We start from the raw sequence: 13,751 nt of genomic DNA, 5'->3' as shown, positions 1-13,751 counted from the left end.
GCAACCGGCAAGGAACGGTCAGACTAACGCAGGCACGTGACACCCGGATATACGAAAAGTCCGAGCGTCGCGTACGGTTCAGAAACGTCGCAAATCGAGAGTCAGCGGAAACTCGTCATCCGTTTCCACCTCCGCTATGGGAATGTTCCCCGGCGTGTGCCCGATGCGGAAGAAACGCGCCAGGCGCCGGCTCTCCGCCTCGTTGGCATTGACCGGCAACGTCTCGAAATTGCGCCCGCCCGGATGGGCGACATGGTACTGGCAGCCGCCGAGGGAACGCTGCGCCCAGGTGTCGACCAGGTCGAACACCAACGGTGCGTGCACGCCGATGGTCGGTTGCAGGCAGTTGGCCGGCTGCCAGGCGCGGAACCGCATCCCGGCCACGTATTCGCCGACCCGCCCGGTGGGGTGCAGCGGCACCGCAACGCCGTTGCAGGTCAACCGATGCCGCTGCGGCATCCATCCGCAGACCTTGACCTGCACGCGCTCCAGCGAAGAGTCGACGTAACGCACCGTACCGCCCGCCCCGCCCTCTTCGCCCAGCACATGCCAGGGTTCGAGGGCCTGGTGCAGCTCCAGTTCGACGCCGTTGACGGCATAGTCGCCGAGCTTGGGGAAGCGGAACGCCTGATGCGCCGCAAACCATTCGGCCCGCAACGGATAGCCGGCCCGGTCGAGGTCGTCGATGACCTCGGCGAAATCCTGCGCGATGAAGTGCGGCAGCATGAAGCGGTCGTGCAGCTCGGTGCCCCAGCGCGCCAGTTTCGGCGGCGCATAGGGCTCGCGCCAGAAGCGCGCCACCAGCGCCCGCAGCAACAGTTGCTGGATCAGGCTCATGCGCGCATGGGGCGGCATCTCGAAGGCGCGCAGCTCCAGCAGGCCCAGGCGTCCGCTGGCGCCGTCCGGCGAATAGAGCTTGTCGATGCAGAACTCGGCGCGGTGGGTGTTGCCCGTGACGTCGATCAGCAGGTTGCGCAGCAACCGGTCCACCCGCCACGGCGGGCATTGCTCACCTGGCGCCGGCATCTGCTTAAAGGCGATCTCCAGTTCATACAGGGCGTCGTTGCGCGCCTCGTCGACCCGGGGCGCCTGGGACGTCGGGCCGATGAACAGGCCGGAAAACAGGTACGACAGCGACGGGTGGTTGTGCCAGTAACTGATCAGGCTGCGCAGCAGGTCCGGACGGCGCAGGAACGGCGAGTCGGCCGGCGTCGCCCCGCCGAGGACGAAATGGTTGCCGCCGCCGGTGCCGGTGTGCCGCCCGTCGATCATGAATTTCTCGGTGGACAGCCGGGTCAGCCGCGCCTGCTCGTAGAGGAACTCCGTGCGTTCGACCAGTTCGTCCCAGGTGGCGGACGGTTGGACGTTGACTTCGATCACCCCCGGATCCGGGGTGATGCGGAAGTTGGCTAGGCGCGGGTCGGCCGGCGGCTCATAGCCTTCCAGCAACACCGGGCAGTTGAGCTCCTGGGCGGTAGCCTCGATGGCCGCCACCAGCTCCAGATACTCCTCCCCCCGCTGCAACGGCGGCATGAACAGGTACAGGCGCCCGCCCCGCGGTTCGGCGCACAGCGCGGTGCGGGTCAGCCAGTCGGCGGACGCATCCACCGCCGGCCGGCGCTCGTCAGCCTCGGCGGGCTCGCCGTGCCGGTTGAGCTGCGCGGTGTCCGGAAGGTCGGGGAAGTCCTGGTTCGGGTCGTTGGGATGGACGTACGGATACTCCGCCGCCTTCACCCACGGCTGCGACGCCAGCGGCAGGCGGTAGCCCAGCGGCGAATCCCCCGGCACCAGCCGGCAGTGGTCGTCGCGCAGGTACCAGCGCCCGCTCTGCCACTGGTCGCCCTTGGCGGTACGCGCCAGCGGCAGCACCTGGCCGATCACCTTGCCCAGCCCCTGGCTGAAGACCTTGCGCAGGCGCGCCCGCTCCAGCGGATCCTCCAGCCGCGGATCCTCGGCGCTGACGTTGACCGGCAAGGCGCCCTCGCGCCACAGGTAATGGAGATGGTCTTCGTAGGCCGCGAACACGAACCGCGCCGGCAACCTCAAGCGTTCGGCGACGCTCGCCAGAAAGCGCCCGGCCAACGCGCTGTCGGCGCCGTAGTCCTGCCGCTCGTCGGCGATCAGCGCGCTGTTGCGCCAGACCGGCACGCCGTCGCGGCGCCAATGGCAGTTCAGCGACCAGCGCGGCAACTGCTCGCCGGGATACCACTTGCCCTGCCCGAAGTGCACCAGCCCTTTTGGGGCGTAATGTTCGCGCAGGCGCCGGAACAGTTCGGCGGAGAGCCGGCGCTTGTCCGGGCCGAGGGCGGCGGTGTTCCATTCGGCGCCGTCGGGGTCGTCGATGGAGACGAAGGTCGGCTCGCCCCCCATGGTCAGGCGCACATCGCCTTCGAGCAGGTCGGCGTCGATCCGCCGCCCCAGCGCCTGGATCGCCTGCCACTGCCCGTCGGTGTAGGGCTTGGTGACCCGTGGCGTTTCCAGGATCCGCTCCACGGTCATCTCGTGGCTGAACTCGCACCCGCAAGGCTCCACCATCCCGCTGACCGGTGCCGCCGACGACGGATCGGGACTGCACGCCAGCGGGATGTGCCCCTCGCCGGCGAACAGCCCGGACGTGGCGTCCAGGCCGATCCAGCCTGCGCCGGGCAGGTACACCTCGCACCAGGCGTGCAGGTCGGTGAAGTCCGCTTCGGTGCCGGACGGGCCGTCGAGGCTCTTCACATCCGCCGTCAGTTGAATCAGGTAGCCGGAGACGAAGCGCGCCGCCAACCCGAGATGGCGCAGCAGCTGCACCAGCAGCCACGCCGAGTCGCGGCAGGAGCCGGAGGCGCATTCGAGGGTCTCTTCCGGGGTCTGCACGCCCGGCTCCAGGCGGATCAGGTAGTTGATGTCCTGGCTCAGGCGTTGGTTGAGCGCCACCAGGAAATCCACGGCCGGCAGCGGCGTGCGGTCGATGCCGTCGAGGTAGGCCTTGAACGTTGGCGTCAGCGGCAGGGTTTCGAGGTACGGCGCCAGCTCCTTGCCCTCGTCGGCCCCATAGGCGAAGGGGATCCGTTCGGCGTAGGGCTCAAGGAAGAAGTCGAACGGATTGAACACCGCCATCTCCGCCAGCAGGTCGACTTCGACCCGCAACGTGTCGGTCTTTTCCGGGAACACCAGCCGCGCCAGATAGTTGCCCTGGGGATCCTGCTGCCAGTTGATGAAATGCTGCCTGGGCGTGACCTTCAGCGCATAGGACAGGATCCGCGTGCGGCTATGGGCGGCCGGGCGCAGACGGACGATCTGCGGCCCGAGCTCGACGGCGCGGTCGTAGCGGTAGTGCGTGACGTGGTGCAAGGCGACTTGAATCGACACGGCGTGCCTCCTGCGGGCCTGGGCGTAGTCAACGGCGCGCAAGACTTGTGCCATGCGGGGGCTTGGGCGCCGTTGCGAAAATGCACAGGGCAGTACAGCACCGAAATCGGGCGGCGGGCGGAAATGGGCCGGGGAAATTGCGCCTGAATGTGGCAGGCCTGTGGATAACTGCAGTCTGTACCGGCCTCATCGCCAGCAGGCTGGCTCCCACAGTGTTCGCGTCGGGCACAACATCACTGAACACCGCTGAACCTGTGGGAGCGGACTTGCCCCGGGCGGCGACCCGACGAAGGGGCCGGAACGGCAACAGGTTTCTTGCGGCCGGAATGAAGAACGCCAACCCGAAGGTTGGCGTCCTGTTCAGCTCACATGCGCATCAGCGCGGCACCACCGGCTTGCGCGCAGGCTTGGGCCCCTTGCCCTTGGCGGCGTCCTTGCGCTCCTTGGCCGCCTGCTGGTTGCGGGCGAACGCTTCGGCCTTGGCCTTCTCGCGCTTGTCCCACGGGTTGCCGCCGTCGCTGCCGCGGGGCGGCAGGCCGGTGTGCTGGGTGAGGATCTTGGTGGTCTTGTCCTTGGCGACCTTGTGGCTGCCGGCCGGCGTCGAGTTCTTGCGCCGGGCGCTCTGGTAGCTGTCGGTGGCCGGCTGGTGCGCCGGGATCAGCTGATGCTTGCCCGAACCGATCAGGTCGCCCCGGCCCATGCGCAGCAACGCTTCGCGCAGCATCGGCCAGCCCTTCGGATCGTGGTAGCGCAGGAACGCCTTGTGCAGGCGGCGCTGCTCCTCGCTCTTGACGATGGTCACGCCGTCGCTCTTGTAGGTGACCTTGCGCAGCGGGTTCTTGCCCGAGTGGTACATCGCGGTGGCGGAGGCCATCGGCGACGGGTAGAACGCCTGCACCTGATCGGCGCGGAAGCCGTTGCCCTTGAGCCACAGGGCCAGGTTCATCATGTCTTCGTCGGTGGTGCCCGGGTGGGCAGCGATGAAGTACGGGATCAGGTACTGCTCCTTGCCCGCTTCCTTCGAGAACTTCTCGAACATGCGCTTGAAGCGGTCATAGGTGCCGATGCCCGGCTTCATCATCTGGTTGAGCGGGCCTTCCTCGGTGTGCTCCGGGGCGATCTTCAGGTAGCCGCCGACGTGGTGGGTCACCAGCTCCTTGACGTATTCCGGCGACTCGACCGCCAAGTCGTAGCGCAGGCCGGAGGCGATCAGGATCTTCTTCACGCCCGGCAGCGCACGGGCGCTGCGGTACAGCTGAATGAGCGACGAGTGGTCGGTGTTCAGGTTCGGGCAGATGCCGGGGAACACGCAGGACGGCTTGCGGCACGCGGATTCGATCTCCGGGCTCTTGCAGGCGATGCGGTACATGTTCGCGGTCGGGCCGCCGAGGTCGGAAATGACCCCGGTGAAGCCCGGCACCTTGTCGCGGATCTCTTCGATCTCGCGGATGATCGACTCTTCCGAGCGGTTCTGGATGATCCGCCCTTCGTGCTCGGTGATCGAGCAGAAGGTGCAGCCGCCGAAGCAGCCGCGCATGATGTTCACCGAAAAACGGATCATCTCGTAGGCCGGGATCTTTTCCTTGCCGTACGCCGGGTGCGGAATGCGCTGGTACGGCATGCCGAACACGTAGTCCATTTCCTCGGTGGTCATCGGAATCGGCGGCGGGTTGAACCAGACGTCGGTCTCGCCGTGGCGCTGCACCAGCGCACGGGCGTTGCCGGGGTTGGTCTCCAGGTGCAGCACGCGGTTGGCGTGGGCGTACAGAACCGGGTCGTTGCGCACCTTCTCCATGGACGGCAGGCGGATCACGGTCTTGTCCCGGGTCATCTTCGGGCTCGCCAGGATCTGCACGACCTTGGCTTCCTGCGGGTCTTCGACCGGGCCCTTCTCCTGCTCGATGGCGCAGGCGGCGGTGTCCTGGGTGTTGACGTACGGGTTGATGATCTTGTCGATCTTGCCCGGACGGTCGATGCGCGTGGAGTCGACCTCGTACCAGCCCTGCGGGGTGTCGCGGCGGATGAACGCGGTGCCGCGCACATCGGTGATGTCTTCGATCTTCTGGCCGTAGGACAGGCGCTGGGCGACCTCGACGATGGCCCGCTCGGCGTTGCCGTACAGCAGGATGTCGGCGCTGGCGTCGATCAGGATCGAGTTGCGTACGCGGTCTTGCCAGTAGTCGTAGTGGGCGATGCGGCGCAGCGAGGCTTCGATGCCGCCGAGCACGATCGGCACGTGCTTGTAGGCTTCCTTGCAGCGCTGGCTGTAGACCAGGCTCGCGCGGTCCGGACGCATGCCGGCCATGCCGCCGGGCGTGTAGGCGTCGTCGGAGCGGATTTTCTTGTCGGCGGTGTAGCGGTTGATCATCGAGTCCATGTTGCCGGCCGCGACGCCGAAGAACAGGTTCGGCTCGCCCAGCTTCATGAAGTCGTCCTTGGACTGCCAGTTCGGCTGCGCGATGATCCCTACGCGAAAGCCCTGGGCCTCAAGCAAGCGGCCGATGATCGCCATGCCGAACGACGGATGGTCGACGTAGGCATCGCCGGTGACGATGATGATGTCGCAGGAGTCCCAGCCGAGCTGATCCATCTCCTCCCTGCTCATCGGCAGGAACGGCGCCGGCCCGAAACATTCGGCCCAGTACTTCGGATAGTCAAATAACGGCTTGGCTGCTTGCATGTCGATAACCGGTGTTGGCTTTCATGGAATTTCGCGGGCGCGGAATATAGCACAAATTTTGACCAATTCCGACGGCTGCGGTCGGAAATTGGTGCAGCCCCCATCGCCGGCAGGCCGGCTCCCACAGGGAACTGCATTCCAGGGCGGGAGCCAGCCTGCCGGCGATGGGGCCAGATCAGGCGACGGAGGCGTTATTCGTCGTCGTCGAAGTTGTAGCTGCCCGGCGCCAGGTTCTCGAACCGGGTGTACTTGCCGATGAACGCCAGCCGGATGAAGCCGATCGGACCGTTACGCTGCTTGCCGATGATGATTTCGGCGATGCCCTTGTGCTCGGTCTCCGGGTGGTACACCTCGTCCCGGTACACGAACATGATCACGTCGGCGTCCTGCTCGATCGCTCCGGATTCCCGGAGGTCGGAGTTCACCGGACGCTTGTTCGGACGCTGTTCCAGGGAGCGGTTGAGCTGCGACAGCGCCACCACCGGGCAGTTGAATTCCTTGGCCAGGGCCTTCAGGGAACGGGAGATCTCGGAAATCTCGTTGGTGCGGTTGTCGCCGCTGGAGCCCGGGATCTGCATCAGCTGCAGGTAGTCGATCATGATCAGGCCGATGTCGCCGTGCTCGCGCACCAGGCGCCGGGTGCGGGCGCGCATTTCCGAGGGGCTGATGCCGGCGGTGTCGTCGATGAACAGCTTGCGGTCGTTGAGCAGGTTGACCGCCGAGGTCAGGCGCGGCCAGTCGTCGTCCTCCAACTGGCCGGAACGCACCTTGGTCTGGTCGATGCGGCCCAGGGACGAGAGCATACGCATGATCAGCGATTCGCCTGGCATCTCGAGGGAATACACCAGCACGGCCTTGTCGCTGCGCAGCACGGCGTTTTCCACCAGGTTCATCGCGAAGGTGGTCTTGCCCATCGACGGACGGCCCGCGACGATGATCAGGTCGGCGGGCTGCAAGCCGCTGGTCTTCTCGTCGAGGTCGGTGTAGCCGGTGGACAGGCCGGTGATCGCGTCGGACGTGTTGAACAGGGTGTCGATGCGGTCGATGGCCTTGGTCAGCAGGTCATTGACCCCCACCGGGCCGCCGGTCTTGGGACGCGCCTCGGCGATCTGGAAGATCTGCCGCTCGGCCTCGTCGAGGATCTCTTCGGCGGTGCGGCCTTCGGGGTTGAAGGCGCTGTCGGCGATGTCGTTGCTGATGCCGATCAGCTGACGCAAGGTCGCCCGCTGGCGGACGATCTGCGCATAGGCCTTGATGTTGGCGACGGACGGCGTGTTCTTCGCCAGTTCGCCCAAATAGCCAAGGCCGCCGACCTGGGCGGTCTGGCCTTCCTTGTCCAGTTGCTCGGACAGGGTCACGACGTCGATCGGCAGGTTCTGGTCGGCCAGCCTTGCGATCGCGCGGAAGATCAAACGGTGGTCATGCCGGTAGAAATCGCCGTCGGAGACTTGATCGAGCACGCGTTCCCAGGCGTTGTTGTCCAGCATCAAGCCACCGAGCACGGCCTGTTCGGCCTCGATGGAATGCGGCGGCACCTTCAGGGCGGCGGTTTGCAGATCGTATTGCTCGGGAGCAGAGATTTCGTTCATGGCCACTTGGTTATTCAGGAATAGCAGGGGTGTGGAAACGGGTGATGCCAGAAAGACAAAGGGCACGACCTGCGAACAGGATCGTGCCCGATGTTAACCGTCTGACGGACAAGCCGCCAGCCGATCAGGTGTCGCTTAAGCCGCTACCACGACAACGCGTACGGTGGCTTCGACTTCGGCGTGCAGGTGCACGGCCACGTCGAATTCACCCACGTTGCGGATGGTGCCGTTCGGCAGGCGAACTTCGCTCTTCGCGACTTCAACGCCCGAGGCGGTCAGTGCGTCAGCGATGTCGTGGGTGCCGATCGAACCGAACAGCTTGCCTTCGTCGCCAGCGGTGGCAGTGATGGTCACTTCCAGCTCGGCCAGTTGGGCAGCGCGGCTTTCAGCCGAAGCCTTACGGTCTGCAGCGGCTTTTTCCAGCTCGGCGCGACGCTCTTCGAACGCAGCCAGGTTGGCAGCGGTCGCAGCGGTGGCCTTGCCGAAAGGCAGCAGGTAGTTACGACCGTAGCCGGCCTTAACCTTTACTTTGTCGCCCAGGTTGCCCAGGTTGGCGATTTTTTCCAGCAGGATCAGTTCCATTTGGTATTAACCTCTTAACTTTTAACCTTCACCGTTCGCGTTATCGGTGTCTTTCGACACGTGACGACCGCGAAAATCAATCAGGCTGTCGACAATGGCCAGAACCACGAGCAACGGATAGATCAGCTGCATGAACAGCAACAGCGTCACGTACAACCCCACCAGCCAGAAACCGGCCAGTCGCTTTTGCGCCACCAGCCCGTGAATCAGGGCCAGCCCGGCGAACACCAGCGGTACGCTGCACAACGGCGTCAACATGGCCATCTGCGCACCGAGGTTCGGGCCCAGAAGCATCAACGCCAGCAGCAACATCGCCGGCCCCAGCGGGATCCGGATGGCGCGGAACTCGCGACCAAAACCACCCGGGTTGTACAGCATCGCCTGCCAATAACGCCCGACAATCAGGCTCAGCACGCTGACGATCTGCAACAGGGCCGCAATCAGGCCGGTCAGGACCGGTGCGATCAGCGACGCGAAACGCGCCTGCTCGTCCACCGACAACTGCCGGTAGGCATCACCGAGAAGCGCCGGCATGACCTTAATCAAGGCCTGCGCGAGCATCTCGATCTGGGGCGCGAACGCCGCCCCGAGCACCACTGAAAACACCACGCCCATCGCCACGCTGACCAGCAGCACGCGGAACCAGGACTCGCTTGCGCGCAACACCAGCGCAAGTGTCGAAGAACCCAGCAGCACCAGAAGCGCCCGCGGGTCATCGGCAAACAGCCACCAGAGCAATGCCGGCAGCAGTCCCAGCGACAGAACGCCCAGGGCGTCCGTCAATCCGCGCCGCAGAAGCACCAGGCTCCCGGCGGCGGCACCCAACCAATACAACAACGGCAATGTTGCACATCCGGCCACCACGAGAGTGGCCTGCATACGGCCGCGCATGATGAATTCAGCTAAGGCGCGCATGCATTCAATCCTTTGCTACTTGTCGACTGACCCGGTCTCAGCGGCCGTGGCTGTCGGTGTAGGCCAGCAGGGCCAGGAAGCGGGCGCGCTTGATAGCGGTGGCCAGCTGACGCTGATAACGAGCTTTGGTACCGGTGATGCGGCTTGGAACGATTTTGCCGGTCTCGGATACGTAGGCTTTCAGAGTGTTGAGATCTTTGTAATCGATCTCCTTCACGTCTTCAGCGGTGAAGCGGCAGAATTTACGACGACGGAAGAAACGTGCCATGTAATAGGCTCCTCAAAAGATCCGTGGATTACTCGTCAGCGTTATCGCTGTTGTCGCTGTCGCTATCGCTGTCGTCGCCGTCGGCGTTGACATCGTGCTCAGGACGCTCGCGACGCTCACGGCGCTCACTGCGGTTTTCTTCAGCCTTGAGCATCTCGGACTGGCCGGTGATGGCTTCGTCGCGACGGATGACCAGGTTACGGATCACAGCATCGTTGTAGCGGAAGTTGTCTTCCAGCTCGGCCAGGGCCTTGCCGGTGCACTCAACGTTCAGCATCACGTAGTGAGCCTTGTGAACATTGTTGATTGCGTAGGCCAGTTGACGACGGCCCCAGTCTTCCAGACGGTGGATTTTGCCGCCGTCTTCTTCGATCAGCTTGGTGTAACGCTCAACCATGCCGCCGACTTGCTCGCTCTGGTCAGGGTGGACCAGAAAGATGATTTCGTAATGACGCATGAATGCTCCTTACGGGTTGTAGCCTGCCGCTTGAAAACGGTCAGACAAGGAGTGAATGACACTAGTGGACTTGCCGGCGCGGGGCACATTCGTGCCTGCCGTCACGGCAAGGGGCGCAATTGTAGAGAAGGGGCTGCGCAGGCGCAAGGCAATTGGTGATTATTTGAACAACCCCTGCCCGGCGGCGCAATCACCGGCGACTCCCACAGGGCTGTGGGGCGAATGCAGAATCCGCGGTCACCGAAAAACCTGTGGGAGCGGGCTTGCCCGCGAAAGCGGTCTGTCAGCGACGTGTTTGTCGACTGAACCAACGCATTCGCGGGCAAGCCCGCTCCCACATTTATGGCCGGGTGGCTTAAGGCTTCTTGCCGGCCGCCTTGGCCCGGCGCTGGCGCTGGGCCTCGAACAGGCACACGCCGGTGGCCACGGACACGTTGAGGCTGCTGACGCTGCCGGCCATCGGCAGGTTCACCAGATAGTCGCAGTGCTCGCGGGTCAGGCGACGCATGCCCTTGCCTTCGGCGCCCATGATCAGGATGGTCGGGCCGGTCAGGTCCTGGTCATACAGGCTGGTTTCAGCCTCGCCCGCCGTGCCGACGATCCACAGGCCGCGCTGCTGGAGCTTCTCCAGGGTGCGCGCCAGGTTGGTCACGGCCACCAGCGGAATCACTTCCGCCGCACCGCAGGCGACCTTGCGCACGACAGGGGTCAGGGTCGCGGACTTGTCCTTGGGCACGATCACCGCCAGCGCGCCGGCGGCATCCGCCGAACGCAGGCAGGCGCCGAGGTTGTGCGGATCGGTCACGCCGTCGAGCACCAGCAACAGCGGCGCGCCTTCGGTGCGGTCGAGCAGCTCGTCGAGCATCGCCTCGCCCCAGACCTGGCTCGGGCTGACTTCCGCCACCACGCCTTGGTGAACGCCCTCGACCCAGGCGTCCATTTCGCGGCGTTCGGCCTGGCCGACCGGAACGCGGCTCTCGTTGGCTAGCTCGATCAGCGGCTGCACCCGCGGATCATTGCGGCTTTCGGCCAGCCAGATCTGCTTGACGCGCTTGGGATGGTGACGCAGCAGGGCTTCCACCGCGTGCACACCGTAGATTTTTTCCAGCTGACTCATGACTTGGCCTTGGGTTTACGCGCCCCGCCGCTTTTGGCCGGAGCGGAGCCCGACTTCGGCGGGCCCTTGCGGTGTTTGCTTGGCTTGCTGCCCGGCGCCGACCGCCCGGCCTTGCCTCCGGCTGGCGCCTTGCCGCCGTTCTTGGCTTCGGTCAGCAGCGCTTTCTTCATTTCGCGGCTTTTGCGCACTTCGGCGTTCTTCGCCACCGCATCGCTCGGACGGTAGGCATCGGAGGCCTTCTCCTTGGCCGGACGGCGGCTGGCGGTCTTCGCCGGGGCCGGAGCCGGTTCGGCGGCGGCCTTGGCGGCCGGCGCTGCGGTTTCGGTGCTGCGCTTGTTGCGGCCGACCGGTGCGTTGACGGTCTTCTCCGCCATTTCGAAATCGATCTTGCGCTCGTCGAGGTCGACGCGCATGACCCGCACTTCCACGGTGTCGCCCAGGCGGAAGCTGCGACCGGTGCGCTCACCGGCCAGGCGGTGGTGCACAGGATCGAAGTGGTAGTAGTCGCCCGGCAGCGCGGTGACGTGCACCAGGCCTTCGACGTAGATGTCGGTCAGTTCGACGAACAGGCCGAAACCGGTCACGGCGGTGATCACCCCCGGGAACGATTCGCCCACGCGATCCTTCATGAACTCGCACTTGAGCCAGTTCACCACGTCGCGGGTGGCCTCGTCGGCACGGCGCTCGCTCATCGAGCACTGCTCGCCGAGCTGCTCCAGCGCCGCCTCGTCGTACGGATAGATGCGTGCCTTCGGGATGCTCATCGCACCGGCGCGGCGTACGTGCGGGGTGTTCTGCTTCGAATGGATCACGCTGCGGATGGCCCGGTGCGTGAGCAGGTCCGGGTAGCGGCGGATCGGCGACGTGAAGTGGGTGTAGGCTTCGTAGTTCAGGCCGAAGTGGCCGTCGTTCTCGGCGCTGTACACCGCCTGGCTCAGGGAGCGCAGCATCACGGTCTGGATCAGGTGGAAATCCGGACGGTCCTTGATTCCCGCCAACAGGGCCTGGTAGTCCTTCGGCGTCGGGCCTTCCTTGCCTTTGTGCAGGGACAGGCCGAGCTCGCCGAGGAACGCGCGCAGCTTTTCCAGACGCTCCGGCGGCGGGCCGTCGTGGACGCGGTACAGTGCAGGGATCTCATGTTTCTGCAGGAATTCGGCGGTGGCCACGTTGGCCGCCAGCATGCATTCCTCGATCAGCTTGTGCGCGTCGTTGCGGGTGGTCGGACGGATTTCGGCGATCTTGCGCTCGGAACCGAAGATGATCCGGGTTTCCTGGGTCTCGAAATCGATCGCGCCGCGCACGTGACGGGCGGCCAGCAGCACCTTGTACAGCGCATAGAGCTGCTTGAGGTGCGGCACGATGTCGGTGTACTCGCCGCGCAGCTTGCGGCCTTCGGCGGCTTTCGGCGTTTCGAGCATCGCGCTGACCTTGTTGTAGGTCAGGCGCGCGTGGGAGTGGATCACCGCTTCATAGAAGCAGTAGTCGGTCATTTCGCCGGACTTGGAGATGGTCATCTCGCAGACCATGGCCAGGCGGTCGACGTGCGGGTTCAGCGAGCACAGGCCGTTGGACAGCTCCTCCGGCAGCATCGGAACCACGCGCTCGGGGAAGTACACCGAGTTGCCGCGCACCTGGGCCTCGGCGTCCAGCGCCGAGCCGATCTTCACGTAGCTGGAAACGTCGGCGATCGCCACGTACAGCTTCCAGCCGCCGGAGAACAGGCGCAGCTTGCCGGGCTTGGCTTCGCAGTAGACCGCGTCGTCGAAGTCCCGGGCGTCTTCGCCGTCGATGGTGACGAACGGCAGATGGCGCAGATCGATGCGCTTCTCTTTGTCCTTCTCTTCGACTTCAGGCTTGAGCTTGCGGGCTTCCTTGACCACGGCCTCGGGCCAGACGTGCGGAATGTCGTAGGTGCGCAGGGCGACATCGATCTCCATGCCCGGCGCCATGTAGTTGCCGACGACTTCGATCACATCGCCCTGGGGCTGGAAGCGCGGGGTCGGCCAGTGGGTGATCTTCACCTCGACGAACTGACCGATCTGGGCATTGGCGTTGCGGCCCGGCGTCACCAGCACTTCCTGCTGGATCTTCGGGTTGTCGGCCACGACGAAACCGATGCCGCCTTCTTCGAAGTAACGGCCGACGATGCTTTCGTGGGCGCGGGAGACCACTTCGACGATCACGCCTTCACGGCGGCCGCGACGGTCGACGCCGGACACCCGTGCCAGCGCACGGTCGCCGTCGAACACCAGGCGCATCTGCGCCGGGCTCATGAACAGGTCTTCGGAGCCGTCGTCCGGCACCAGGAAGCCGAAACCGTCGCGGTGACCGCTGATGCGGCCCAGGATCAGGTCGAGCTTGTCCACCGGCGCATAGGTGCCGCGGCGGGTGTAGATCAGCTGGGCGTCGCGCTCCATCGCACGCAGGCGGCGGCGCAGGGCTTCGATCTGGTCTTCGGTGGTCAGACCGAACTCTTCGACCAGCTCTTCGCGGGCAGCGGGCGAACCCCGGTCAGCAAGGTGCTGCAGGATCAGTTCGCGGCTGGGAATGGGGTTTTCGTATTTTTCCGCTTCACGAGCGGCCTCGGGATCGAGGGACTGCCAATCGGCCATTAGAGAGTTTTCACCTTGTCTATATGCGGGCTAGTTTGGCATAGGCGCCATGAAACGGGAAATTTCACGCTATATATGGCCCATCTGAAGCCTTGTATCGACGCCGCCCAAGCGTTTTGAACGCCGCCGGTAAAAAAAACCATTTTTTTGCGCGCCAGGGGTTTACAGTTAAAAAGA

9 protein-coding genes are annotated in these 13,751 nt (G+C 64.8%); all 9 read right to left on the bottom strand.

The genetic code is table 11. The features are described 5' to 3' along the window. Positions 1–78: 78 nt before the first annotated feature. The 9 genes from CAG33_RS22695 to rnr all read right to left on the bottom strand — a co-directional run bounded on the left by CAG33_RS22695 (position 79) and on the right by rnr (position 13,574). On the bottom strand, positions 79–3,354 hold the full coding sequence (locus CAG33_RS22695) for a DUF2126 domain-containing protein (protein ID WP_085640607.1): 3,276 nt from the start codon (positions 3,352–3,354) through the stop codon (positions 79–81). Positions 3,355–3,730: 376 nt separating this feature from the next. Continuing rightward, complete coding sequence (locus CAG33_RS22690) at positions 3,731–6,034, bottom strand: YgiQ family radical SAM protein (protein ID WP_085630946.1); 2,304 nt, start codon at positions 6,032–6,034, stop codon at positions 3,731–3,733. 191 nt (positions 6,035–6,225) lie between these two features. Further along, complete coding sequence (dnaB, locus tag CAG33_RS22685) at positions 6,226–7,623, bottom strand: replicative DNA helicase (RefSeq protein WP_085582867.1); 1,398 nt, start codon at positions 7,621–7,623, stop codon at positions 6,226–6,228. A 135-nt stretch (positions 7,624–7,758) separates the two neighbouring features. Beyond that, positions 7,759–8,205, bottom strand: a complete 447-nt coding sequence (gene rplI / locus CAG33_RS22680) for a 50S ribosomal protein L9 (protein ID WP_085582869.1) — start codon at positions 8,203–8,205, stop codon at positions 7,759–7,761. A 21-nt stretch (positions 8,206–8,226) separates the two neighbouring features. After that, positions 8,227–9,120: a hypothetical protein gene (locus CAG33_RS22675; RefSeq protein WP_085582871.1), complete on the bottom strand. Its 894-nt coding sequence runs from the start codon at positions 9,118–9,120 to the stop codon at positions 8,227–8,229. A 37-nt stretch (positions 9,121–9,157) separates the two neighbouring features. Further along, positions 9,158–9,388 (bottom strand): 30S ribosomal protein S18, encoded by a 231-nt coding sequence (gene rpsR / locus CAG33_RS22670; RefSeq protein WP_002551829.1) that lies wholly within the window; start codon positions 9,386–9,388, stop codon positions 9,158–9,160. 28 nt (positions 9,389–9,416) lie between these two features. Continuing rightward, a complete protein-coding gene (gene rpsF, locus CAG33_RS22665) occupies positions 9,417–9,845 on the bottom strand; it encodes a 30S ribosomal protein S6 (protein WP_085582873.1) in 429 nt (142 codons plus the stop codon). A gap of 355 nt (positions 9,846–10,200) precedes the next feature. Further along, on the bottom strand, positions 10,201–10,962 hold the full coding sequence (rlmB, locus tag CAG33_RS22660; protein WP_085582875.1) for a 23S rRNA (guanosine(2251)-2'-O)-methyltransferase RlmB: 762 nt from the start codon (positions 10,960–10,962) through the stop codon (positions 10,201–10,203). After that, entirely contained in the window at positions 10,959–13,574 is a 2,616-nt protein-coding gene (gene rnr, locus CAG33_RS22655; RefSeq protein WP_085640605.1) for a ribonuclease R, read from the bottom strand. Before rnr ends, rlmB begins: the two co-directional genes overlap by 4 nt. Between the last annotated feature and the right edge of the window lie 177 nt (positions 13,575–13,751).

This window comes from Pseudomonas sp. B3(2017) (assembly GCF_002113595.1).
Lineage (GTDB): Bacteria > Pseudomonadota > Gammaproteobacteria > Pseudomonadales > Pseudomonadaceae > Aquipseudomonas > Aquipseudomonas ekonensis.
This window is presented reverse-complemented; position numbering and strand designations above follow the sequence as displayed.